This is a genomic window from Methylorubrum subtropicum, from assembly GCF_038442325.1.
GTDB classification, from domain to species: domain Bacteria; phylum Pseudomonadota; class Alphaproteobacteria; order Rhizobiales; family Beijerinckiaceae; genus Methylobacterium; species Methylobacterium subtropicum.
Genome location: NZ_JBBXMW010000012.1, coordinates 20649 through 43411 on the forward strand (window position 1 = coordinate 20649; position 22763 = coordinate 43411).

Genomic DNA, 22763 nt, shown 5'->3' on the forward strand with positions numbered 1-22763 from the left:
CATCCGGCCCGGTGGTTCCGGCGGCGTGTCGTCGTCTGTATCGACACGGCCCCGCACGGTAGCTTGACGCCATGTTCGATGCGTACCCGAAGGCCGACCCGGCGCTGGAGCGGACGGCCGCGCTGCTGGCCGACGCCCGCTCCGCCGACGAGGTGGTCGAGATCCTGCGGCTGACCGCCCGGCGGATCGCGGGCTCGGACGGCATCGCCGTCGTCCTGCGCGAGGGCGACACCTGCTTTTACGCCGCCGAGGACGCGATCGAGCCGCTCTGGCGCGGCTGCCGCTTCCCCCTCGACGCCTGCGTCTCGGGCTGGGCGATGCTGCACGACGAGACCGTCGTGATCCCCGATATCGGCACCGATCCGCGGGTGCCGCGGCCCGCCTACTCCAACAAGGCGATCTGCAGCCTAGCCCTGGTGCCGATCGGTGCGCCGGAGCCGGTGGCGGCGCTCGGCGCCTATTGGTGCGCCATGGTGCTGCTCGACCCGGCGACGCTGACGCGGATCGAGACGCTGGCCCGGCAGGCCGGCGAGGCCTTCGCGCGGCTGGAGGACGAGGCGCGGGCTCCCTCCGGCGCGCAGGCCCGGCAGACGGAGGCGGCTTCGTAGGCGAGGGCCCGCAATCCGCGCATGGGAGACCCATGCCGGGGACGGGAACGCCGGCTTGGCCGATGCGTTCGAACCGGCAACCGACCGTCCCGCCAGACGGCGAGCCGCTCCCGCAGGGGTCCGCCGCCGCGCGGGCGGCCAGCTGACGGGAGTGCGTGCGATGCAAATCGGGATGATTGGCCTCGGCCGGATGGGCGGCAACATCGTCCGCCGCCTCCTCCGCGACGGGCATACGGCCGTGGTGTTCGACCGCGACCCGGCGGCGGTAAAGGCCTTGGCCGACGAGGGTGCCACCCCCGCCGACAGCCTGGACGACCTCGTCCGGAAACTCGACGCGCCGCGCACCGCCTGGGTGATGCTGCCCGCGGGCCCCATCACCGAGGAGACGGTGGCTAAGCTCGGCGGGTTGATGCAGGCCGACGATTGCATCATCGACGGGGGCAACTCGTTCTATCAGGACGACGTGCGCCGCGCCCGCGAGCTGGATGCCAAGAGCATCCACTACGTCGATGTCGGCACCTCCGGCGGCGTCTGGGGGCTGGAGCGCGGCTATTGCATGATGATCGGCGGCCACAAGGAGGCCGTCGACCGGCTCGATCCGATCTTCCGCACCCTGGCGCCCGGCCTCGGCGACATCCCCCGCACGATCGGCCGCGACGGGCGCGATGAACGTGCCGAACTCGGCTACATCCATGCGGGTCCGAGCGGGGCCGGCCACTTCGTCAAGATGATCCACAACGGCATCGAGTACGGCCTGATGCAGGCCTATGCCGAGGGCTTCGACATCCTCAAGCACGCCAATTCCGAGCAGGTGCCGGAGGAACGCCGGTTCGATCTCAATCTCGGCGACATCGCCGAGGTGTGGCGGCGCGGCAGCGTCGTCTCGTCCTGGCTGCTCGACCTGACCGCGACGGCGCTGGCCGGCAGCGAGACGCTGGAGGAGTATTCGGGCTACGTCGAGGATTCGGGCGAGGGCCGCTGGACCATCAACGCCGCGGTCGAGGAGGCGGTGCCGGCCACCGTCCTGTCGAGCGCACTCTACCGCCGCTTCCGCTCCCGCGAGGAGGCGAGCTACGCCGACAAGCTGCTCTCGGCGATGCGGCAGGGCTTCGGCGGGCACAAGGAGCCGCCGCGCCGGGGCCCGACGCCGTGATCGCGCTTCCCGAAAACACCCGACTCATGGACGATGCCGGGGCGACCGCCCGCGCGGCCGCCGAGCATCTGATCACGCAGGTGACGAGCGCCGAGGGCGAGCGCGCCGCGGTCTGCCTGTCCGGCGGCTCGACCCCGAAGCGCCTTTACGCGCTGCTCGCTTCCCCCGGCTTCGTCGAGCGGGTGCCGTGGGCGCGCGTCCACTGGTTCTTCGGTGACGACCGGGTGGTGCCGTGGGACGACCCGCTCAGCAACGTCCGCATGGTCCGCGAAGCCTTCGGCCACGCCGCGCCGGTGCCGCCGACGCATCTGCACTTCATCCCCTCCGACGAGGGCGCGGAGGCCGGCGCGCGCGCCTACGAGGCGACGCTGAAGGATTTCTACGGCGCGGGCAAACTCGATCCGGCCCGGCCGCTGTTCGATCTCGTCCTGCTCGGCCTCGGCAGCGACGGTCACACCGCCTCGCTGTTTCCGGGCAAGCCCGCGGTCGACGAGCGCGCGGCCTGGGTCGCCCCGGTGCCGGAGGCCGGGATGGAGCCGTTCGTGCCACGCATCAGCCTCACCTTCCCGACGCTCGCTTCCGCGCGCTCGGTGCTGTTCCTCGTCAACGGCGCGGGCAAGCGCGATCCGCTCCAACACCTCGCCGCGGGCGAGGATCTGCCGGCCAGCCACGCGACCAGCGCCGGCACGCTGACGTGGTTCATCGATCGCGAGGCGGCCGACGCCTGAGATTTCCCGGGTAAAAACCGCGACGAATTCGGCAAAATCCCGCTCCCGCCGCAATTTCGCCCCAGCTCTTGCCGGTGTGTGAACGCCGTCACCGACAGACAAGGGGGCTTCAATGTCGGGAAGCGAGTTCGTCGTCGAGCCGGATCGGTGGTCGCTGCCGCGGCGCCAGGTCTCCGCCGTGCGCGGTCCGTTGAAGGCGGTGCCGCACCGCCGCGCCAAACCGCTCTGGCCGCTGAGCCTCGCCGTGTCCGGCCTGTCGCTGGCACTCGCCGTCACCCTGGCGCTCCGCCCCGCCCCCGCTCCCGTCGAGCCGGCCCCGCCGGTGGTGGCCGAGACACAGCCGGCGCCGCGCATCGTGGGTGCGGCCGAGGTTCCGGTTCCCGCCGCCGTGTTGGCCACCGTCGAAGCCCCGGCCGCCGAGCCGGTCGCCCCGCGCCCGCAACCCGAGCCGGCGGCACCGCAGCGTTCCGCGGCGCCGGCGCTCGATGTCGGCCAGTTGCCCGTGCTCCAGCTCGACGCCGCCGCCTTCGATGCGGCGCCCGTGGCCGAGGCGGCCCCCCGCTCGACCGCCAAGCCGCCTGCGCGGCACGCCGCGCCCCGGATCGCCGGACAACCCTGACAGCCGATCCAACGGGTTCATCCCACCCCTCTCCCTCATCCTGAGGTGCCGCGCGAGCGGCCTCGAAGGAGGGCTGCAGCTCGCGCGCGATCCCTGGAGCCCTCCTTCGAGGCCCGCCAAGGCGGGCACCTCAGGATGAGGGGGAGGATGGGAGAGACCGGCTGTGAGCCGGTTCGGCTTCGACAGGCCGAACCGAACCATATCCCTGCCGCCCGGTCCCGACTTCTGTCCGATGGTGCGCCCGCCGGGCTTCGACTACCCTTGCCAAAAGATCGGCGGGGAGACGGGCGTGGCGTTCAGACCGATCCGGGCGGCGTGTCTCGCGTTGATGCTCCTTACCCTGGGGAGGCCAGCCCACGCCGAGGACGGCGTCGCCACGGCGCTCGTGGTGTCGGTCGATGTCTCGGGCTCGGTCGATGAGACCCGCTATCACCTCCAGATGGAGGGCATCGCCGAGGCGCTGGAGGACGAGGCGGTGCTCGCCGCGATCCGGGCCAATGCCGGCGGCATCTACTTCGCGCTGGTGACCTGGGCCGACGGCGCCCGCCTCGCGGTCGATTGGCGCCGCATCGCCTCGAAGGCGGACGCCGCCGCGACCGCGACGCTGGTGCGCGCGGTGCCGCGAATCCCCGGAGAATTCACCTGCGTCGGGCAGATGCTGCGCACGGTCGCGGCCAGCGTCGTGCCGCGCCTGCCGGTCATGGCCGACCGCGTCGTGATCGACGTATCGGGCGACGGCATCGACAATTGCAGCGACGTGGACGCGATCCACGCCGAGCGCGACGCGCTGCTGTCGGCGGGCACCACCATCAACGGCCTGCCGATCCTCGTGCCGGGCGAGAACGACGTGGTCGGCGTCGGCGCCTACCGCGCCCCCGGCTACGGCCTGCGCGAACTGCCGCGCCAGACGTACCGCGACGGCACCACGCTGGACGCATGGTACCGCGCCCACATCGTCGGCGGCCCCGGCCACTTCCTGCTGGCCGCCCGCGGCTACGGCGACTTCGCCCGGGCGTTAAGGCAGAAATTCGTGATGGAGATCAGCGGGCTGGCCCCGGGGGAGACGGGGGATGGCGCGCGCTCCGTGGCGAGCCGGTGAACATCCACGGCGCCGCTCTTCGGTGCCTCCCACCCATCCCCCTCATCCTGAGGTGCTGCGAAGCAGCCTCGAAGGAGGGCTACAGAAGTCTCCGCGATCCCCGGAGCCCTCCTTCGAGGTTTCGCTTCGCTCCGCACCTCAGGATGAGGGAGTTGGGTGGGAGGGGGCCGTAAGACGACCACTTCTAAGTCATTGACAAGAAGGCGTTATATCATTTTCGCGAAAACGGTATAACGCCCCCAACTCAAGCAAAATGCTTCGACAGCTTCAGCCCCTGCGCCTGATAGTTCGAGCCCGCCCCCGCGCCGTAGAGCGTCGCGGGACGTTCCAGCATGCGCTCGTAGACGAGGCGGCCAACGATCTGGCCGTCTTCCAGCAGGAACGGCACGTCGCGGGAGCGCACCTCCAGCACCGCGCGCGCGCCGGTGCCGCCGGCCTCGCCGAGGCCGAAGCCCGGATCGAAGAAGCCGGCGTAGTGGACGCGGAACTCGCCCACCAGCGGATCGAACGGCACCATCTCGGCGGCGTGATCTGCCGGCACGCGCACGGCTTCCTTCGAGGCCAGGATGTAGAAATGGCCCGGATCGAGGATCAGCGTGCGAGTGCCGTCGGCGGGCAGCGGCTCCCAGAACTCGCCGGTGCGGTGGGCGCCGGGGCGGTCCACGTCGATCAGGCCGGTGTAGCGCTTGGCGCGGTAGCCGATCAGACCGCCGAAGCCCGCGAGATCGACCGAGACCGCCACGCCCCCGTGCAGCGACGGGTTTGCGACATCGACCAGCGGGTCGCGGGCGTGGAGCGCCGAGAGGGCGTCCAGCGTCAGCCGCGGCTCGCCCCGGCGGAAGCGCACCTGCGACAGGCGCGAGCCGGTCCGCACCCGCACCGGGAAGGTGCGCGGCGAGATCTCGGCGTAGAGCGGCCCGCGATAGCCGGCCTCGATCTGGTCGAAGGCGCTCGCGTAATCGGTGATGACGCGGGTGAACACGTCGATGCGGCCGGTCGAACTCTTGGGGTTGGCGCCCGCGCTGAGGTCGGCGGGCAGCGCGAGGCTTTCCTGCAATTCGGCGATGTAGACGCAGCCCGTTTCCAGCACGGCGCCGTCGCTGAGGTCGATCTCGTGGAGCGACAGCGCCTCGATGCAGGCCGAGACCGGGCGCGAGTGGCCGGGCAGGAAGCTGGTGCGGACCCGGTAGGCGCGGCGGCCGAGCCGGAGGTCGAGGCTCGCGGGCTGGATCTGGTCCGAGGCGTAAGGGCTCGCCGGCAGGATCGCCCCGGCCTCCGTCAGCGCGGCGATGCCTTGTGCGGCCAGGATGCCGCCGTCGCGGCCCGTCGTGTCGTCGTTCATCGCGGCTCCCTCCCGCCCGTCTTGTCCTGCGTGGCCTCGCGCTCCGCCGCGTCGAGCACGGCCACCATCCGGGCGAGCGCGATCCGGGCGCAGGCCCCCATGGCGACGAGGCCGGCGAGCGTGCAGGCCATGAGCGGAAACAGACCCGGGCGCAGCCAACCGCCGAGCGCGACGAGAAGGCCGCCGATCCAGACCGCGTTGCCGAGCATCAACAGCGGCGAAGTCACGCCCTGGAATTCCGCCGCCACGCCGAGGCGCATTTGCACCAACCGCACGACGACCCGCGCCACCGTATCGAGCCCAAGGGCGAGGATCAGGGCGAGCGCGGCCCACGTATTCTGCGCCGGGTGCCACCACGCGAAGGCGAGCGCGACGCCCAGCGTGACGAGGAGGCCGAGGGCGTCCGAAAGCGCCGGGCGCCGCGCGGCGGCAGCGACGGGGGCAACGTTCGGCGAGGCGTTCGGCACGATGTCTCCGCCGGCTGATCCGGCCTGTCGGCCGGGTGGAACGCCGCGATTGACGGGATTTCGGGCGCCACGTACCACGACCCGAGGCAGATGTCGCGTCGCGGCCTGCGCTTCGTCCACGGAGACGGTTTCACGCGATGTACAAGGCCGAGACGCGCGGCATCATGGTGACGGTGGAGCCCCGCTTCGTCGAGGAGGAATCCTCGCCGGGCGAGAGCCGCTATTTCTTCGCCTACACGGTCGAGATCGTGAACAACGGCAGCGAGCAGGTGCAGCTGCGCTCCCGCCACTGGCGCATCATCGACGGGCGCGGCGCCTGCCAGGAGGTGCGCGGCGCGGGCGTCGTCGGCAAGCAGCCGGTGCTCGAACCGGGCCAGTCGTTCAGCTACACCAGCGGTTGCCCGCTCACCACGCCGGACGGGCTGATGGCCGGCAGCTACACCATGGCGACGATGGGCGGTGAGAGCTTCGAGGCCGAGATTCCGGCCTTCTCCCTCGATTCGCCGCACGTGCGCCGCGTCGTTCATTAGGATGGCCGGGGAGCGCCTGAGCCCGCTCGAACTGCTGGAACGGCTCGTCGCCTTCGACACCGAGAGTTCGAAGTCGAACCTCGCGCTGATCGAGTTCGTGGCCGGCTATCTCCACAGTTGGGGCGTGCCCTACGTGCGCGTGCCGAACGCGGCCGGCGACAAGGAGGCGCTGTTTGCCACGCTGGGGCCGAGCATCGACGGCGGCGTCGTCCTGTCGGGCCATACCGACGTGGTGCCGGTGACGGGACAGGCCTGGACCACCGATCCGTTCCGGCTCCGGGTCGCGGACGGGCGCGCCTACGGCCGTGGCGCGGTCGACATGAAGGGGTTCGACGCCTTGGCGCTCGCCCTGGTGCCCGACGCGCTCGCCGCCGACCTGAAGCGGCCGATCCACATCCTGCTCTCCTACGACGAGGAGACGACCTGCCTCGGCGTCGCCGACACCATCGCCCGCTTCGGCGCCGACCTGCCGCGGCCGGGCGCCGTCATCGTCGGCGAGCCGACCGGCCTGCAGGTGGCCGACGCCCACAAGAGCATCGTGACCTACAACACCACCGTCCACGGCCACGAGGCGCATTCGGCCAAGCCCATGCTCGGCGCCAACGCCGTGATGGCGGCGGCCGACCTGATCGCCGAGCTGAACCGCATCGCCGACGCCATGGTGGCCCGCGGCGACGCCTCGGGCCGGTTCGATCCGCCCAACACCACGGTCCATGTCGGCACGATCCAGGGTGGCACCGCCCGCAACATCCTGCCCAAGCTCTGCGCCTTCCACTGGGAGTTCCGCGGCCTGCCCGACCTCGACATGCCGGAAATCCCCGCGCTGTTCGAAGCCGCCTGCGCACGCGTGACCCGCGAGCGGCTGAACCGCTACGGCGAGTACGGGCGGATCGAGACGGTGGAGGAAGTGGCGGTGCCGGGCCTCGCCCCCGATCCGGGCTCGGAGGCCGAGCGGCTGGCGCTGCGGCTGGCCCAGCGCAACCGCACGATCTCGGTGCCCTACGCGACGGAAGCCGGGCGCTTCCAGGGCGCCGGCATCCCGACCGTGGTGTGCGGGCCGGGCTCGATCGATCAGGCGCACCAGCCCGACGAGTACATCGAACTCGACGAATTGGAGCGCGGCCAAGCCTTCCTGCGCCGGCTGCTGGCCGAGAACGCCGCCTGATCGCCTCACCGCGACGTGATCGTCGCCCGGCGAAAATTCTCCCTTGCCGACGAGGATGATCGCGCCAGTTTCGCACGTGCCACGGCATCCGCCAGGAATCGTTTCCGATTCCGCCGAGAGATGCCGGGCCCGGAAGGAAGCCCTGAGGACATCATCCATGACTCTGAAAACGACGCTGGCCGCCGCGACCGTGGCGGTGCTCGCCGCGACGCCCGCCCTCGCCCTCGAAGTCACGAAGACCGCGACCGTCGATGCCCCGCCCGCCAAGGTCTGGCAGACGATCGGCGACTTCTGCGGCATCGGCAAATGGCACCCGGCGGTGGAGAAGTGCGAGGCGTCGTCGAAAGGCGGCAAGTCGATCCGCACTCTGAGCCTCAAGGGCGGCGGCACGCTGGTCGAGGAACAGCTCGCCCGCGACGACAAGAAGATGGATTACAGCTACGCCATCCTCGAGGGCCCGCTGCCGGTCTCCGACTACAAGTCGACGCTGACCGTGGCGCCGAGCGGCCAGGGCTCGAAGCTGACGTGGAGCGGGAACTTCAAGGCGAAGGGCGCCCCCGACGCCAAGGCCGAAGAGGTGATCGGCGGCATCTACGAGGCCGGGCTGAAGGGGATTTCGGAGAAGGCGAAGTAGGGCGGGACGCCTCCCGCTCTCCGCGCGGGAGCGGGAGGCCATTCGGGATTTTCGGATGGCTGCCATGGAGATCGATGCGTGTGCGGCCGGTGCAGGGCTCGCGCTCCTGCTCGCGGGGCATCACTCGATGTTCGTGGAGGAGCAGGTTCGCGACAGCCTGCCGCCGCAATTCCGCGATCTCGCCAAGGTGGCCTTCGGGGAGAGAGTCTGGACGGACGCCGTTCCGAGCGAAGCGCGCCGCCGTTACGTGATCTCCATATCCTGGGGAACACTGATGTTCTTCCTGTTCTCCGTGAGCCTCTACAACAACGGACGCGAGCTGGCGTCACGGATCGTCTTCTGCATCGGCTTGTACGGAGCCTGGACTGCCTGCCGTTTCATGCGGCGGTACGTCGATCTCGATTGTCTGGACCTGTCGCTGGGGCAATTGATACGCCTGATGCTGGTTGGCCCGTCCACGCTGCCTCCGCATCGCCGATAGACGGTTCATGATCGTCCGTCCGCGGCCCAACGTCTTCACCATCCTGTTCGCGCTGCGCGGCTCGATTCTGCCCAAGGTCGCGCCGAAGGTGATTGCCATCACGGCGCTCGCCTGCCTCGTGGTCGGGCTGGAGCAGCGGCATGCCGCGTGGTTCCCGGTCACCGCCGGGATCGGGCCGTTCACGCTGGTGGGCCTCGCCCTCTCGATCTTTTTAAGCTTCCGCAACGGCGCCTGCTACGACCGCTGGTGGGAGGCGCGCCGGGCCTGGGGCACGCTGATCGTCGAGATGCGGGCGCTCGCCCGGCTGATCCCGGCGCTGCTGCCGGAGGCCGGCCAAGAGGACTTGCGCCGCCGCGCCTTGCGCCGGGCGGCGGGCTTCGCCCACGCGCTGCACGCTCGGCTCCGCGGCCTCGACGAGGCGGGGGCGGCCGAGCCGTGGCTGCCGCCCCAGGAGGGTCTGCTTCTCGCCGACCGCCCCAACGCCGCCGACGCGGCGCTCGCCGGCCTCACCCACGATCTGGCGGACGCGATGCGGGCCGGCGCCTTCGGCGAGGTGAGCTTCGCCACGCTGGAGCATAAGGTCGCGAGCTTGTCGGCGATCCAGGCGACCTGCGAGCGCATCCAGGGCACGCCGCTGCCCTTCGCCTACACGCTGCTGCTCTACCGCACGGCCTGGCTCTACTGCCTGCTGCTGCCGTTCGGGCTCGCGGGCTCGCTCGGCTGGTCGACGCCGGTCGTGGCGGCACTGGTGGCCTACGCCTTCTTCGGCCTCGACGCGCTCGGCGACGAGTTGGAGGAGCCGTTCGGCACCGACGCCAACGATCTGCCGCTCGACGCACTGCTGCACGCCGCGGTGACGCCGGTGCTCGATGCGCTCGGCGAGCACCGGCCCGAGCCGCCGCGGGCGAAGCGGTTCACGCTGCTCTGACGGCTTCGTTCCACCCATCCCCCTCATCCTGAGGTGCGGAGCCGAAGGCGTAGCCTCGAAGGAGGGCTCCAGCGGAACGCGCGATCCCTGGAGCCCTCCTTCGAGGCCCGCCGAGGCGGGCACCTCAGGATGAGGGGGGTGGGTGGGAGAAGCCTCTCCTCACGCCTTCGGCTCGCCCTTCGCCGCCAGCAGCGCGGCGCGCGAGGCTTCGAGGCTGGTGATCAGCGCCCGCGCCTCCTCGATCTTCGCGCTCAGCGCCTCCAGAATCTCCCGCCCCTCGCCGGAGAAGCTGCGCACGGCGTCGCCCGCCTGCGTCAGGGCGATCCCCGAGGCCGTCACCGCGGCGCCGTACTCGGCCTGGACCCGGTCGAGGCGCTTGAGCTTGAGATACATCGGCACCACGCAGGCGCTGGTCGCAACGAGCGCGACGAGCAGGATGCCGTCAACCAAGGAGCCCATCCGCCCCCTCCTTCTCGGGATTGATCGCCTCCTCCACCCGCAGGACGTAGGCGCCCTGCGACTGGCCGGCCCGGCACCAGAACAGCGGCCGGTCGTTGCCCTCCAGCTTGATCCGCGTGTTGGGCGTGGCGTCGAGTTCGAGGACTTGGCCGACCTTCAGCCCGGCGATCTCGCCGAGCGTCAGGTGGCGCTCCTCCAGCACGGCGCGCAGGCGCACCGCGGTCTTCTGCACCTCGGCCGTGATCTGCTGCGCCCAGCGCGGATCGCGGGCGGCGGATTCGCCGGTCAGCACCTTGCCGAGTGCCGGGCGCAACGGGTTCAGCACCGTCTGCGGGATGATCAGGAACATCTCGCCGCCGCGGTTGAGCGCCTGGAGCAGGAACTTGGCCTGCACCGACTTGTTGGAGCGCCGGCCAATGATGGCGAACTCCATCCGGGTCTCCATCCGCTCCAGCCGGAACGGCGTCTGCGAGACGAGGCCGAAGGAGGATTCGAGCGCCTTGCCGACCTGCTCGAACACCATCTGGGCGATGCGCAGCTCGATGGCGGAAAAGTTGCGCTCCTCCTCCACCGGCGGCTCGGAGCCGTCGGCGCCGAACAGCACCTCGACCATCGTGTAGATGAAGTCGCGGTCGAGCCCGACGAGGATGTGCCCGTCCCATTCGGGCGCGTGGAAGATGCCCACCACCGCGTTCGAATCGTAAGGGTCGAGCATCTCGCCGAAGCGTCCGCTCTCGACGCCGCTCAGCGAGTAGAAGGTCGAGGACGAGGCAAGGTGCTTGGCCGCGTCGCTGCAGGCGGTGGCGAGCCGGTCGAAGACGACGCTCAGCATCGGCAGCCGGTCGAGCGACAGGCCGCCGGCCTCTTGGATGCGGGCGCGGATGTCGGTCGCGGGCTTGGCCGCCGCGGTCAGCAGCGCGTCGAGGGCGGAAGCGGGCTTTCCGGCCGGCGCCTCGGCGGGCTCCGGCGTCAGCTCCCGCAGCATATCCCCGGCGGTCTCGGTCTGAACGGTCTCGTCCATCTCCCCAAAACCCTCAGGCGGCGGCCGGGGCGCGACCGCCCGGCACGGTGGCGGCCTCGACCTCGTCGATGGTCGGGCGGTCGCCCCCGGCGATGCCCTTGCGGCCGTGCTCGATCGCCACCTGGGGCAGCGCGCCGTTCATGTAGGCGATCAGCGTCTGCTTGATGATCGTGTAGGGGGTGCACTGCTTCTCGCGGATGCCCTTCACCTTCACGGCGAGCGGCGCCAGCATGCCGTAGGAGGCGAACACGCCGATGAAGGTGCCGACCAGCGCCGCGCCGATCAGGCCGCCGAGGATCTGCGGCGACTGGTCGAGCGCGCCCATCGCCTTCACGATGCCGAGCACCGCCGCGACGATGCCGAGCGCGGGCAGCGCCTCGGCCACCGTGTTGATCGCCGCGTAGGGCTTGAGCTTGTACTTTTTGTGCGTGCCGATCTCCTCCTCCATCAGCGCCTCGATCTCGTGCGAGCGGGCGTTGCCGATGAGGATCAGGCGGCAATAGTCGCAGATGAACAGCACCAGATCGGGGTGCTTGGTGACTTCCGGGAAGTTCTTGAAGATCTCGGATTCGGTCGGGTTGTCGAAATGCGCCTCGACCTCGTTGCGCGGCTTGGTCTTCAACTCGCGCATCAGGGCATGCAGCAGCCCGAGCAGCGAGAGGTAATCCTGGCGCTTCGGGCCCTTGCCGGTGAAGGCCTCCATGGTGGCCTTGCCGGAATCCATCACCGTCTTCAGTGGATTGGCGATGACGAAGGTGCCCGCCGCCATGCCGAAGATGATGACGAACTCCCAAGGCTGCCAGATGACGATCAGGTGGCCGCCCATGGCCACGAAGCCGCCGAGCATGGAGCCGATGGCGATGACAAGGCCGACGATGATTCCCATGGCACTCGTTCCGCGGATGGCCGGCGACGGAAGTGCGGCCCTTGGGGGCAGGGAAATAGGCGGGCAGGCTTGCGCGGAGCTTTGTCGGACGCGCGCCTTGGAGGCTGGGCCACGAGCGCATAACTGAGGCACGGACATTCCACGCCGGAGAGCACTTTGCCCCACGACGACGGCCCGCCCCAGATGCACGCCACGACGATCCTGATGGTCCGCAAGGGCGGGCGCGTGGTGATCGGCGGCGACGGGCAGGTCAGCCTCGGCCAGACCATCGTGAAGGGCAACGCCCGCAAGGTCCGGCGGCTGGCCAAGGGCAGCGTCATCGGCGGCTTCGCGGGCGCCACCGCCGACGCCTTCACCCTGTTCGAGCGGTTGGAAGGCAAGTTGGAGCAGTATCCCGGCCAGCTCACCCGCGCCTGCGTCGAACTCACCAAGGACTGGCGCACCGACCGTTATCTCCGCCGGCTGGAGGCGATGATGCTGGTCGCCGATAAGGAGGTGAGCCTGCTGCTCTCCGGCTCCGGCGACGTGCTGGAGCCCGAGACCGGCGTGATGGCGATCGGTTCGGGGGGCAACTACGCCCTCGCCGCGGCCCGCGCGCTGGAGGACGGCGACCTCGACGCCGAGGCGATCGTGCGCAAGGCGATGAGGATCGCGGGCGACATCTGCGTCTACACCAACGGGAATCTCGTGATCGAGACGCTCGACGCGGGTTGAGCCCGACCACCCCCGTCATTCCGGGGCCGCGCAGCGGAACCCGGTATCCACGACTGGCCGCGACGCCTCGTCTGGCCGCGCATCACGGGTGGATTCCGGGTTCTCGCCTTCGGCGAGCTCCGGAATGACGGTGGCGTTTCGGGCTTTCCTGAAGCGCCCAAAAGCCCCCGACTGGAAAGCCCCCTCCGGCGCGCCTAGATCGAACCCTCGGCGCCACAGTCGCCGCAGACTTGGAAAGCAATGACCACCTTCTCCCCCCGCGAGATCGTCTCCGAACTCGACCGCTTCATCGTCGGCCAGAAGGATGCCAAGCGCGCGGTCGCCATCGCGCTGCGCAACCGCTGGCGCCGCCAGCAGCTGAAAGGTCCGCTGCGCGAGGAGGTGGCGCCCAAGAACATCCTGATGATCGGCCCGACCGGCTGCGGCAAGACCGAGATCGCCCGCCGTCTCGCCCGGCTCGCGGGCGCGCCGTTCCTGAAGATCGAGGCGACCAAGTTCACCGAGGTCGGCTATGTCGGCCGCGACGTCGAGCAGATCGTGCGCGACCTCGTCGAGGTCGGCATCGGCCTGACGCGCGAGGAGAAGCGCAAGGCGGTGAAGGCCAAGGCGGAAGCGGCGGCCGAGTCCCGCATCCTCGACGCGCTGGTCGGCCCCACCGCGAGCCAGGCCACCCGCGAGAGTTTCCGGAAAAAACTGCGAGCGAGCGAACTCGACGACAAGGAAGTGGAACTCGAACTCGCCCCGAGCGGCTCGCAGGGTATGCCGATGTTCGAGATTCCCGGCATGCCCGGCGCCTCCATGGGGGCGATCAACCTCAACGACATGCTCGGCAAGGCGCTCGGCGGCCAGCGCGGCAAGCCGCGCCGGATGAGCGTGGCCGACGCCTACGCGCCGCTGATCGCCGAGGAGTCGGACAAGCTCGTCGACGACGACGCGCTGATCCGCGAGGCGGTGCGCGAGGTCGAGGACAACGGCATCGTCTTCCTCGACGAGATCGACAAGATCTGCGCCCGCGAGGGCCGCTCCGGCGCCGACGTGTCGCGCGAGGGGGTGCAGCGCGACCTGCTGCCGCTGATCGAGGGCACCACCGTCGCCACGAAGCACGGGCCGGTGAAGACCGACCACATCCTGTTCATCGCATCCGGCGCCTTCCACGTCTCGAAGCCGTCCGATCTGCTGCCGGAGTTGCAGGGACGCCTGCCGATCCGGGTCGAGCTGCAGCCGCTCACCGTCGAGGATTTCAAGCAGATCCTCACGGCGACGGAAGCCAGCCTGATCAAGCAGACGGTGGCCCTGATGGAGACGGAGGGCGTCACCCTCGACTTCACCGACGATTCGATCGACGCGCTCGCCCGCGTGGCTGTCGAGGTGAACGGCTCGGTCGAGAACATCGGTGCCCGCCGCCTCCAGACCGTGCTGGAGCGGGTGATCGACGACATCTCCTTCACCGCCACCGACCGCTCCGGCGAGACCGTGCGGATCAACGCGACCTATGTGCGCGACCGGGTGGAGGATTTGGCGGCGAACGCGGATCTGAGCCGGTTCATTTTGTGAGGACGGGAGGCCCGACGGCCTCTCCCACCCATCCCCCTCATCCTGAGGTGCGGAGCCGAAGGCGAAGCCTCGAAGGAGGGCTCCAGCGGATCGCGCGATCCCTGGAACCCTCCTTCGAGGCCTCCGCTGCGCTCCGGCACCTCAGGATGAGGGTGAGGGTGGGATTTTCGGTTGCGCCGAAAGACACGAGCCGATGACGGAGCGACCCGCGAGCCTCCTGCTCCCCGTCGCGGCGGTCGTCGCCGCGATGGTGTCGATCCAGTCCGGCGCGGCGTTCGCCAAGTCCCTGTTCCCCGTCGTCGGCGCGGCCGGGATGACCGCCCTGCGAGTGGGCTTCGCCGCGCTGATCCTGCTCGCGCTCCGACGCCCCTGGCGGCGCAGCCTGACCGCCCGGGAATTCGGCGCCGTCGCGCTCTACGGCGCGGCGCTCGGGCTGATGAACCTGCTGTTCTACCTGTCACTGCGCACGGTGCCGCTGGGGATCGCGGTGGCGATCGAGTTCACCGGGCCGCTCGCCGTGGCCCTGTGGGGCTCGCGCCGCCCGGCCGATTTCGCCTGGATCGGGCTCGCGGTTCTCGGCCTCGTCCTGCTGCTGCCGCTGCACGATGCGGCGCCCGTCGATCCCCTCGGCGCCGCGCTGGCGCTGGCGGCGGGTGGGTGTTGGGCGCTCTACATCGTGTTCGGGCAGGCCGCGGGCCGGGCCGGCGGCCCCTCGGCGGTGGCGCTGGGGATGAGCGTGGCCGCGCTCCTCGTCGCCCCGGTCGGGATCGCGCAGGCCGGCGCCGACCTGCTGGTGCCCGCGACGCTGGCGGCCGGCCTCGCGGTGGCAATGCTGTCGAGCGCCCTGCCCTACTCGCTGGAGATGTTCGCGCTCACCTGCATGCCGCGCCCGGCCTTCGGCGTGCTGATGAGCCTGGAACCGGCCATCGCGGCGCTCGCCGCCATCCCGCTGCTCGGCGAGGTGCCGAACCCGCTGCAATGGCTGGCGATCCTGTGCGTCAGCGCCGCCTCGGTCGGCATGACGGCGAGCGCACGGCGACGGGGTTAGATCCTTGTGCCGCATCGGCTTTTTCCGAAAGCCGGTTCCCACCTTTCGGGCCGATGCTCTAGCGCCGGATCAGGATCACGCCGCCGACCAGCAGGACGATGCCCAAAAGTCGCGAAAGATCGACGGGGCGCTGTTCGAGGCCGAGCCAGCCGAAATGGTCGAAGGCGACCGAGGCGAGCATCTGCCCGGCCACGACCAGCACGATGAAGGTCGCCGCCCCGAGTTGCGGCACCAGCACGATGGCAAGCCCGATGAAGATCGCCCCGAACATGCCCCCGGTCCACGCCCACCACGGCGTCCGCAGCAGCACGGCGAGAGCGGGCGGCGGATCGCGAAGCGCCACGGCGAGCGCGGCCATGCAGGCGAGCCCGACGAAGTAGCTGGCGAACCCCGACCACGCCGCCGAGGCGAGCGCACCGCGCAGGTTTGCGTTGAGGATCTGCTGCGTGACGACGCTGGTGCCGGCGAGCACCGCGAGCGCAGAGGGGATGAGGAAGAGCATCGGGGGAGCCTCGGCAAATGCCACCGGTGCGGCGGACTTCGATGCTCCTTGACAATCACCGCAGCCCCATGCCGTCAAATGACCCATTCCAAAAGATCCATGCGGATCGGGCATGATCAATCCGGCCCATCTCGATCTCTTCCGGGCGGTGATCCGGCACGGCAGCATGACGCGGGCGGCCGAGGCATTGAGCATCGGCCAGCCGCATGTGAGCCGGGCGATGGCCGCGCTGGAGGCCGAACTCGGTTTTCCGCTGTTCGTGCGCGGGCACGGCGCGGCCCTGCCGACCGAGGAGGGCGAAGCCTTCGCCCGTGAGGTCGAGCAGACCTATGCCGGCCTCGATCACCTGAGCCGGGCGGCCCGCCGCATTTCCGAGCGCGGCACCGGCGCGCTCCGGATCGCCTGCCAGCCCTCCCTCGCCGCCCGCCTGCTGCCGCGGGCGATCCGGCGGCTCGATGCCGAGGTGCCGGGGGTGCGCGTCTCGATCCACGTGCCGAGCCCCGACACGATCTGGGCCTGGGCGGCCTCAGGCCAATGCGACATCGGCCTCGCCCGGCCGCGCGAGGGTTTTTCAGGCGTGACGGCCGAGCCGTTCCTGACGATGGATGCCGTCTGCGCCGTCCCACGGGGGCATCGACTCGCGGGAAAGCGCCATATCGGCCCGGCCGATCTCGCCGACGAGCCGCTGATCTCCGGTGGCCCCGGCCCGTTCCAGCAGGCAATCGAGGCTGCCTACGCGGCGGAGGGCGTCTCCCCGCGCATCGTCCTGACGGCGCAGTTCACGGCGGCCCGCTGCGGCCTCGTCGCCGAGGGGATGGGCGTCACCATCGTCGATCCCGTGCCCGCCCGCGAGCTGTCGGGCCTGCCGATCGTCCTGCGCCCTTTCCGCCCCGCACTCCCCATCGAGACGCTGCTGCTCAGGCCCGCCGCCCGTCCGCCGGGACGGCTGACGGAGCGGCTGGTGCGTCTGCTCAAGGCGGAGCGCGACGCGTTGGTTTGAAGCCTGTCAGGCCGCCACCGCCTTCAGGAACGTGTCGATCTTCGCCTCTAACCCTTGAGTCGATTCCGCCACGGAGGCGGCGGCGCCCTCGACGTCGCCGGCGGTGCCGGCGGCGCGGCGGGCGGCGTCGGTGATGGCGGCCAGGGCCGCGCCGATGGAGACGGCGGCGGTGGCGTTGTCGGCGGCGCTGCGCGAGATTTCGCCCGTGGCCGCGCCCTGCGCCGAGACGGAGGCCGCGAGGTCCCCGGTGGTGCCGCTGATGACGCCCATGCGGTCCGACATCCGGCGGATCGCCGCGACCGCGATGCCGGTGGCCTGCTGCACCTGTCCGATCTGGCCGGCGATCTCTTCCGTGGCCTTGGCGGTCTGGCCGGCGAGTTCCTTGACCTCGGAGGCGACGACGGCGAAGCCCCGGCCGGCCTCGCCCGCGCGGGCCGCCTCGATGGTGGCGTTCAGCGCCAGCAGGTTGGTCTGCTCGGCGATGGCGCGGATGAGGCCGACCACGTCGCCGATGCGCTGTACGCTGCCGGCGAGTTCGCGGATGCCAGTATCGGTCGCCCGCGCCTCGCCCGCCGCGCCCTCGACCTCGTGGCGCGCGGCCTCGATGCGCACCGAGATCTCGGCGATGGAGGCGGTCAGCTGCTCGGCCGCGCTCGCCACCGCCTGGACGTGGAGGGCGGTGTCGTGGAAGCCCGCCGAGGCGCTGCCGACGCCGGTCTCGGCCTTGCGCGACAGGTCGGACATCGTGGCGGCGCGCTCGGCGAGCGACCGGGCGCGGTCGCGCACCTCGTCCATGCTGCGGCCGGCCTCCGCGCGGAAGCGGGTGATCTCGCCGTCGAGATGGGCGCGGCGGTGGCTCTCGTCGCGGGCGGCGGTGCGCTGCTCGAGTTCGAGATCGCGGGCCCAGCGGCTGGTGGCGACGAGGCCGTTGAGTGCGCGGGCGACGGCGCCGATCTCGTCGGCGCGCTCGGTGTGGGTGATCGGGCTGTCGAGGTCGCCCTGCGCCAGCCGCTCGGTGCGCGCCGCGATGGCTTTCAGCGGGCGGAACAGACGGGCGGCGATGAGGCCGACCGCGACCGAGGACAGCAGCGCGACGAGGGCCGCGGCGGCGCCCATGACGGTCATCGCCTCCCGGTAGAGGGCGTGGTAGCGCTCGATCGGAATGCCGACATAGAGGATGCCGTTGACCTTGCCCGCGGCGTCGAGCGTCGGGTGGTAGACGGTGAAGAAGCGGCGCCCGAACAGGTCGGCGGGCCCGGCATAGGCCTCGCCCTTGCGGAGCTTGGCTTGCGCCGGATGGTCGGCGGCCAGCACCGTGCCGACGGCGCGCTCGCCGTTCTCCTTCTTCACGTTGGTGATGCGGCGCACGAACGCGTCGCGGGCGGCGTCGTAGGCGAACACCGTGGCATTGCCGCCGACATAGGCGACCGTACGATCGACGATGCTGAGGTCGGACAAGCCGGACAGGTCCGGGGCCTGGACCGTAGTCAGCGTGCGGCCGTCGAAGCGGGGGCTCGCGCCCTCCTTCGCCTCGGCGAAGACGCGGGCCAGGGTGCCGATATTGAGTTGGCCTTCCTCCGCCTGCCGCGCCTCCAGTTCCGACCAGATCTCCCGGCTCGCCGCGAGCCAGAACGCGCCGGCAGTGAGGCTGACCGCGATGACGGCGAGCGCGATGACCTTCACGGTCAGGGTCTTGAAGCGGAGCATCGCCGGGCCGGGGTGTGCGGACATCTCCTTCCACAATGCGCTGGGTACGTTAGCGGACGTTTAACCGAAGGCGCGCCCGCGAAACGACTGACGTCGACAGTGCGTGAGGGCTGCTGTTCTATCCTTCCCAGACTTGCCCTGGACGCAGCGCCAAAAACTTATCCGGCGGCAGGCCGGCCCCGGCCAAGACCTCGGCCAGGGCTTGGACCGGCTGCTCGATGCCCTCGTCGGTGAGGCGGAAGGTGCCCCAGTGGTGGCCGAGCGCCTGTTCCGCACCGAGCAGGCCGAGCGCTTCCACGGCGTCGGCGGGGTTCATGTGCTGGGGCTGCATGAACCAGCGCGGCTCGTAGGCGCCGATCGGCAGGGTCGCGAGGTGCGGCGCGCCGAATTTCTCGCGGATGTCGCGGAAGATGGAGCCGTCGCCCAGCCCCGTGTCGCCGACATGGTAATGCACGCCCCGCGGCGTAGCCAGCAGGTAGGCGCACCACAGGGCCATGCGCCGGTCGTTGACGCCGCGGGCCGACCAGTGGTTGGCGGGCGTCAGGTGGGCGGTGATGCCGCCGCCGAGATCGACCGAGCCGCCCCAGTCGCGGGTCTCGACATGCATGGTGTCGTCGTAGCTGCGCAGGATCGCGTCGTTGCCGAGCGGGGCCACGATCAGCGGCTGGTGGTCCTGCCAGAGGCGAGCCATGGCCGGGCCGTCGAGATGGTCGTAGTGGTTGTGGGTGATCAGCACCGCATCGATCGGCGGAAGGTCCGCGTAGACGATGCCCGGCGGGTTGACGCGCTTGGGGCCGGCAAAACGGACGGGACTGGCGCGTCGCGAAAACACCGGATCGACCAGGATGTTGCGGCCCGCCACCTGGAACAGGTAGCTCGCGTGGCCGATCAGGACGACGCGCAGGCCGTCCACGCGCTGGGGCGGCTTGTCCGGCGGGAACGGGCTCGGGAACGAGGCGGGCCACGCCTCGGGCTTGCCCTTCATGCGCCAGCGGGCGAGGTCGGAAAAATTCTTGTCGGCGGGCTGGTTCGGGGCGTGGAAGCGCAGGCCGTCGAAATGGTCGGTCTTCGGCCCCTGATAATAGGGATTGCTGCCGCGCCGCCGCGCGGCGTAGCCGACGCCGCCGAGGGTCATCACCGTGGCCGCGCTGGCGACCGTGAGCAGGCCACGCTTCTTCATACGGCCGAGATGGCTCCCGCGCGGCCGCGATCAAGCGCGGCGCGCGGTTTCATCACGGGCCGCCGGTCACCGGCTGACCGGGGTCGGAGAGCTGGATGGTCCAGTTCTTCTGCTGGCCGGTGTCGACCTCGATGAAGCCGTTGCGGTCGAAGCCGCGGGCGAGGCAGTCCTCGACGCCGCGGATGGTGAAGGCGGTGTCGCGGGTGCACATCATCGCCCGGCCGCCCCACTCGCCGCCGCGGGTGTAGTCCACGGCGTAGACGTAGTAGAACTGCGCAGCCAACGTGCCCTTCTGCAGGGTCTCGCAGGAGCGGGGCTTCAGGTCCCACCAGCCCTCGGTGACCCACCCTTGAGCGTCGCGGTAACCCAGCGTCACCCCGACCTTGCTGCCGGTCTGATTGCACAGACGAAGGTCCGCCTTTGCCGGAACAGGCAGCAACGCCAGCAGGCAAGCTGCCGCTGCAATCAAGGTTTCGAAAGGACAAGTCCTTTCGCGGGTCCAGGGCAGAGCCCTGGTGAAGGGAAGCCGGGGCGCTGCCCAGATCTGTCCCCTTTGGCCCCGCCAAAGGGATGATCCCTTCGGGAACCCGGATTCAACCGACGAGGATGACGCGGCAATCGTTGACATTCGTGCGGGTCGGACCGGGCTGGACGAGATCGCCGATGGTGGCGAAGAATCGCGTCGAATCGTTGTCCGTCAGCATCGCCTGCGGATCGAGCCCGGCGGCGCGGGCGCGCGCGAGCGTCGAGGGATCGACGAGGCCGCCGGCCGGATCGGTGGCAGCACCGCGACCGCCGTCGGTGCCATCGGTGTCGGCGGCGATGCCGGCGATGTCTTCGGCGCCGTCCAGCGCGATGGCAAGCGCCAGCGCATACTCTTGGTTCGGGCCGCCGTCGCCCTCGCCGCGGATGGTGACGGTGAGTTCGCCGCCGGAGATCAGGGCAACGCGGCGCCCCTCCGTCTTGGCGTCGAGCGCGAGGCGCGCGTGCTCGGCGGCGACCTCGCGGGCCTCGCCTTCGAGGTCGGAGCCCAGCATCACCGGCTCGTAGCCCGCGCGCTTGGCGGCCTCGGCCGCCGCCTCCAGCGCGTCGATGGGCCGGGCGATGATGCGGTACTCGGCCCGGGCGAAGGCCGGATCGCCCGCCTTCGGGGTCTCGTTGGCGGGGTCGTTCAGCAGCGCCACCGCGGAATCGGGCAGCGTGATGCCGCGGCGCTCGCAGATCGCGCGGGCATCCGCCAGGGTCGAGGGATCGGGCACGGTCGGGCCGGAGGCGATGACGGACGGGTCGTCGTGCGGCACGTCGGAGATCGCCAGCGTCAGGATCTTCTTGGCGTTCTGCGCCGCCACGGCGAGGCGTCCGCCCTTGATGCGCGACAGGTGTTTTCGGACGGCGTTGATCTCGTTGATCGGGGCGCCGGAGCGCAGCAGCGCCTTGGTGATCGCCTGCTTCTCGGAGAGCGTCAGGTCGCCCGCGGGGGCGATCCAGTTGGCCGAGCCGCCGCCGGAGAGCAGCACCAGCACCTCGTCGTCCGGGCCGGCGCTTGCAGCCAGCGCCAGCGCCTCCTTGGTCGCCTCGATGCCGGCGGCGTCCGGCACGGGATGGCCCGCCTCGACCATGCGGATGCCCGGCGCGTCCTCGCCGTAGCCGTGGCGGGCGACCGCGAGGCCGACGATGCGGTCCTCCGGCACGCCGTGCTCCTGGCGGTAGAACGCGCTCGCCACCGCGGCCATGGAGCCGCCGGCCTTGCCGGCGCCGAGGATGATCAGCCGCCCCGGCGTCGGTGCCGGCAGATGCCCGACGAGGCACTTGCGCGGGTGGGCGGCGGCGATGGCCTCGTCGAGGATGGCGGACAGCAGGGCGCGCCGCTCGCGGATGGCCGGATCGGTCGGGGCTGGGGCGGTCATGGGCGTCCTCGCGGCAGCGTCTTACTTAGGCCCGTGCTTGCCCGAGCCCCGGCGGCGCGGCAAGCCTTCGCCGTTTCACAAAACTTTCGCAGGGCACAGCATTCTTTTTGTTGGTGCTTCCGAGGATGCCGAACAATCGCGGCACCGATCCCGCATCACGGGGCCCGGCTCTGTCGAAGCGGACGGAGCGGCCCAGATAGACGCCATGCTCAGCCCCGACCGCGCACCGACGTTTCCTCCGGAAGAGCCCGCCGAAATCCTCGACGGCGATCCCGCCCGCGGCCTGCTGATCCTGTGCGAGCACGCCTCGAACCACGTGCCGACCGACCTCGACCGGCTCGGCGTGCCGGAGCCGGAATTCTCCCGCCACATCGCCTACGACATCGGCGCGGCGGCGGTGACGCGCCGGCTCGCGGCGCTCCTCGGCGTGCCGGCGGTGCTGACGCACTTCTCCCGCCTCATCATCGACCCGAACCGGGGCAAGCGCGACCCGACGCTGGTGATGCGACTGTCGGACGGCGCCATCGTGCCCGGCAACGCCCGCATCGACGCCATGGGCGTCGCGGAGCGCATCCGCCGCTTCTACGCGCCGTTCGACCGTGCGGTGGACGCGGCGGTGGCCCGCGCCGAACAGGCCGGCGCGCCGCCGATGATCCTGACCATGCACAGCTTCACACCGTTCTGGCGCACGGTCGCCCGGCCCTGGCAGGTCGGCGTCCTCTACGACCGCGACGACCGCATGGCCCGCCCGATCATCGCGGCGCTCAAGGCCGACCCCGCCGGGCTGTGCGTGGGCGACAACGAGCCCTACGGCGGGGGCCTGCCCGGCGACACCATCGACCGCCACGCCACCGCCCGCGGTCTGCCGAACGCGCTGATCGAGATCCGCCAGGACCTGATCGGCGGGCCGGAGGGGCAGGAGGAGTGGGCGCAGCGGTTCGCGGGGCTGTTGCGGCCGATGCTGCGGGGGAATTGAGGGGCGAGCGGTCGCTTTTCGGGAAAAAGCCGTTTGCGCCTCGGCCCCTTGCTCG

Annotated in this window: 25 protein-coding genes; 15 read left to right on the forward strand and 10 right to left on the reverse strand. The window is 70.7% G+C overall.

From position 1 onward, the window contains the following. The first annotated feature begins 71 nt into the window (after positions 1-71). From AAHG03_RS16895 to AAHG03_RS16915, 5 genes are all read left to right on the forward strand, one after another. Positions 72-608, forward strand: a complete 537-nt coding sequence (locus tag AAHG03_RS16895) for a GAF domain-containing protein (protein ID WP_342151886.1) — start codon at positions 72-74, stop codon at positions 606-608. 160 nt (positions 609-768) lie between these two features. Continuing rightward, positions 769-1761, forward strand: coding sequence for a phosphogluconate dehydrogenase (NAD(+)-dependent, decarboxylating) (gnd, locus tag AAHG03_RS16900; protein WP_342151887.1), 993 nt, complete (start codon positions 769-771; stop codon positions 1759-1761). Then, on the forward strand, positions 1758-2489 hold the full coding sequence (pgl, locus tag AAHG03_RS16905) for a 6-phosphogluconolactonase (protein ID WP_342151888.1): 732 nt from the start codon (positions 1758-1760) through the stop codon (positions 2487-2489). The genes gnd and pgl overlap by 4 nt, the downstream gene beginning before the upstream one ends. Positions 2490-2601: 112 nt before the next feature. After that, positions 2602-3108, forward strand: a complete 507-nt coding sequence (locus AAHG03_RS16910) for a hypothetical protein (RefSeq protein ID WP_342151889.1) — start codon at positions 2602-2604, stop codon at positions 3106-3108. 328 nt (positions 3109-3436) lie between these two features. Then, positions 3437-4207, forward strand: coding sequence for a DUF1194 domain-containing protein (locus AAHG03_RS16915; RefSeq protein ID WP_342152048.1), 771 nt, complete (start codon positions 3437-3439; stop codon positions 4205-4207). A 244-nt stretch (positions 4208-4451) separates the two neighbouring features. On the opposite strand, the gene AAHG03_RS16920 is transcribed toward AAHG03_RS16915, so the two are convergent. After that, the gene (locus tag AAHG03_RS16920) at positions 4452-5549 is read right to left on the reverse strand and encodes a 2'-deoxycytidine 5'-triphosphate deaminase (protein WP_342151890.1); all 1098 of its coding nucleotides are present in this window, start codon (positions 5547-5549) and stop codon (positions 4452-4454) included. After that, positions 5546-6016, reverse strand: coding sequence for a hypothetical protein (locus tag AAHG03_RS16925; protein WP_342151891.1), 471 nt, complete (start codon positions 6014-6016; stop codon positions 5546-5548). Before AAHG03_RS16925 ends, AAHG03_RS16920 begins: the two co-directional genes overlap by 4 nt. A 137-nt stretch (positions 6017-6153) precedes the next feature. Here AAHG03_RS16925 and apaG point away from each other — a divergent pair, with 137 nt between their 5' ends. From apaG to AAHG03_RS16950, 5 genes are all read left to right on the forward strand, one after another. Next, positions 6154-6546, forward strand: a complete 393-nt coding sequence (apaG, locus tag AAHG03_RS16930) for a Co2+/Mg2+ efflux protein ApaG (protein ID WP_056249756.1) — start codon at positions 6154-6156, stop codon at positions 6544-6546. Position 6547: 1 nt separating this feature from the next. Beyond that, positions 6548-7711 carry an acetylornithine deacetylase gene (gene argE / locus AAHG03_RS16935; protein WP_342151892.1) on the forward strand — a complete coding sequence of 388 codons (1164 nt, stop codon included), beginning with the start codon at positions 6548-6550 and terminating at the stop codon, positions 7709-7711. Positions 7712-7868: 157 nt separating this feature from the next. Next, a complete protein-coding gene (locus tag AAHG03_RS16940; protein WP_342151893.1) occupies positions 7869-8345 on the forward strand; it encodes an SRPBCC family protein in 477 nt (158 codons plus the stop codon). 64 nt (positions 8346-8409) lie between these two features. Next, complete coding sequence (locus tag AAHG03_RS16945) at positions 8410-8826, forward strand: hypothetical protein (RefSeq protein ID WP_342151894.1); 417 nt, start codon at positions 8410-8412, stop codon at positions 8824-8826. Between the two features lie 7 nt (positions 8827-8833). Then, positions 8834-9754: a bestrophin family protein gene (locus AAHG03_RS16950; protein WP_342151895.1), complete on the forward strand. Its 921-nt coding sequence runs from the start codon at positions 8834-8836 to the stop codon at positions 9752-9754. 159 nt (positions 9755-9913) lie between these two features. Here the strand turns inward: AAHG03_RS16950 and AAHG03_RS16955 are convergent, their stop codons facing one another. The 3 genes from AAHG03_RS16955 to motA are packed head-to-tail and all read right to left on the reverse strand — an operon-like array spanning position 9914 to position 12120. Then, complete coding sequence (locus AAHG03_RS16955; protein ID WP_342151896.1) at positions 9914-10213, reverse strand: hypothetical protein; 300 nt, start codon at positions 10211-10213, stop codon at positions 9914-9916. Further along, positions 10197-11234: a flagellar motor switch protein FliM gene (locus AAHG03_RS16960; RefSeq protein WP_342151897.1), complete on the reverse strand. Its 1038-nt coding sequence runs from the start codon at positions 11232-11234 to the stop codon at positions 10197-10199. The genes AAHG03_RS16955 and AAHG03_RS16960 overlap by 17 nt, the downstream gene beginning before the upstream one ends. 13 nt (positions 11235-11247) lie before the next feature. Next, positions 11248-12120 (reverse strand): flagellar motor stator protein MotA, encoded by an 873-nt coding sequence (gene motA / locus AAHG03_RS16965; protein ID WP_342151898.1) that lies wholly within the window; start codon positions 12118-12120, stop codon positions 11248-11250. Positions 12121-12303: 183 nt separating this feature from the next. Between motA and hslV the strand changes: the two genes are divergently transcribed. From hslV to AAHG03_RS16980, 3 genes are all read left to right on the forward strand, one after another. Then, positions 12304-12834, forward strand: coding sequence for an ATP-dependent protease subunit HslV (hslV, locus tag AAHG03_RS16970; protein ID WP_056249745.1), 531 nt, complete (start codon positions 12304-12306; stop codon positions 12832-12834). Positions 12835-13074: 240 nt separating this feature from the next. Beyond that, positions 13075-14388: an ATP-dependent protease ATPase subunit HslU gene (gene hslU / locus AAHG03_RS16975; protein WP_342151899.1), complete on the forward strand. Its 1314-nt coding sequence runs from the start codon at positions 13075-13077 to the stop codon at positions 14386-14388. 193 nt (positions 14389-14581) lie between these two features. Continuing rightward, entirely contained in the window at positions 14582-15436 is an 855-nt protein-coding gene (locus AAHG03_RS16980; RefSeq protein ID WP_342151900.1) for an EamA family transporter, read from the forward strand. Positions 15437-15494: 58 nt separating this feature from the next. Here AAHG03_RS16980 and AAHG03_RS16985 read toward each other — a convergent pair whose 3' ends face one another. After that, a complete protein-coding gene (locus tag AAHG03_RS16985) occupies positions 15495-15938 on the reverse strand; it encodes a DMT family transporter (RefSeq protein ID WP_342151901.1) in 444 nt (147 codons plus the stop codon). Between the two features lie 112 nt (positions 15939-16050). On the opposite strand from AAHG03_RS16985, the gene AAHG03_RS16990 reads away from it, so the two are divergent. Continuing rightward, positions 16051-16938, forward strand: a complete 888-nt coding sequence (locus AAHG03_RS16990) for a LysR family transcriptional regulator (RefSeq protein WP_342151902.1) — start codon at positions 16051-16053, stop codon at positions 16936-16938. 6 nt (positions 16939-16944) lie between these two features. Here AAHG03_RS16990 and AAHG03_RS16995 read toward each other — a convergent pair whose 3' ends face one another. The 4 genes from AAHG03_RS16995 to AAHG03_RS17010 form a co-directional block, all read right to left on the reverse strand. Beyond that, positions 16945-18669 carry a methyl-accepting chemotaxis protein gene (locus AAHG03_RS16995; RefSeq protein ID WP_342151904.1) on the reverse strand — a complete coding sequence of 575 codons (1725 nt, stop codon included), beginning with the start codon at positions 18667-18669 and terminating at the stop codon, positions 16945-16947. Positions 18670-18763: 94 nt separating this feature from the next. Next, positions 18764-19825, reverse strand: coding sequence for an MBL fold metallo-hydrolase (locus AAHG03_RS17000; protein ID WP_342151906.1), 1062 nt, complete (start codon positions 19823-19825; stop codon positions 18764-18766). A gap of 52 nt (positions 19826-19877) precedes the next feature. Beyond that, positions 19878-20294, reverse strand: coding sequence for a DUF1036 domain-containing protein (locus AAHG03_RS17005; protein WP_342151908.1), 417 nt, complete (start codon positions 20292-20294; stop codon positions 19878-19880). Between the two features lie 124 nt (positions 20295-20418). Further along, complete coding sequence (locus AAHG03_RS17010) at positions 20419-21732, reverse strand: glycerate kinase type-2 family protein (RefSeq protein ID WP_342151910.1); 1314 nt, start codon at positions 21730-21732, stop codon at positions 20419-20421. Between the two features lie 205 nt (positions 21733-21937). Between AAHG03_RS17010 and AAHG03_RS17015 the strand changes: the two genes are divergently transcribed. Further along, positions 21938-22708: an N-formylglutamate amidohydrolase gene (locus AAHG03_RS17015; protein ID WP_342151911.1), complete on the forward strand. Its 771-nt coding sequence runs from the start codon at positions 21938-21940 to the stop codon at positions 22706-22708. The last annotated feature ends 55 nt before the right edge of the window (positions 22709-22763 follow it).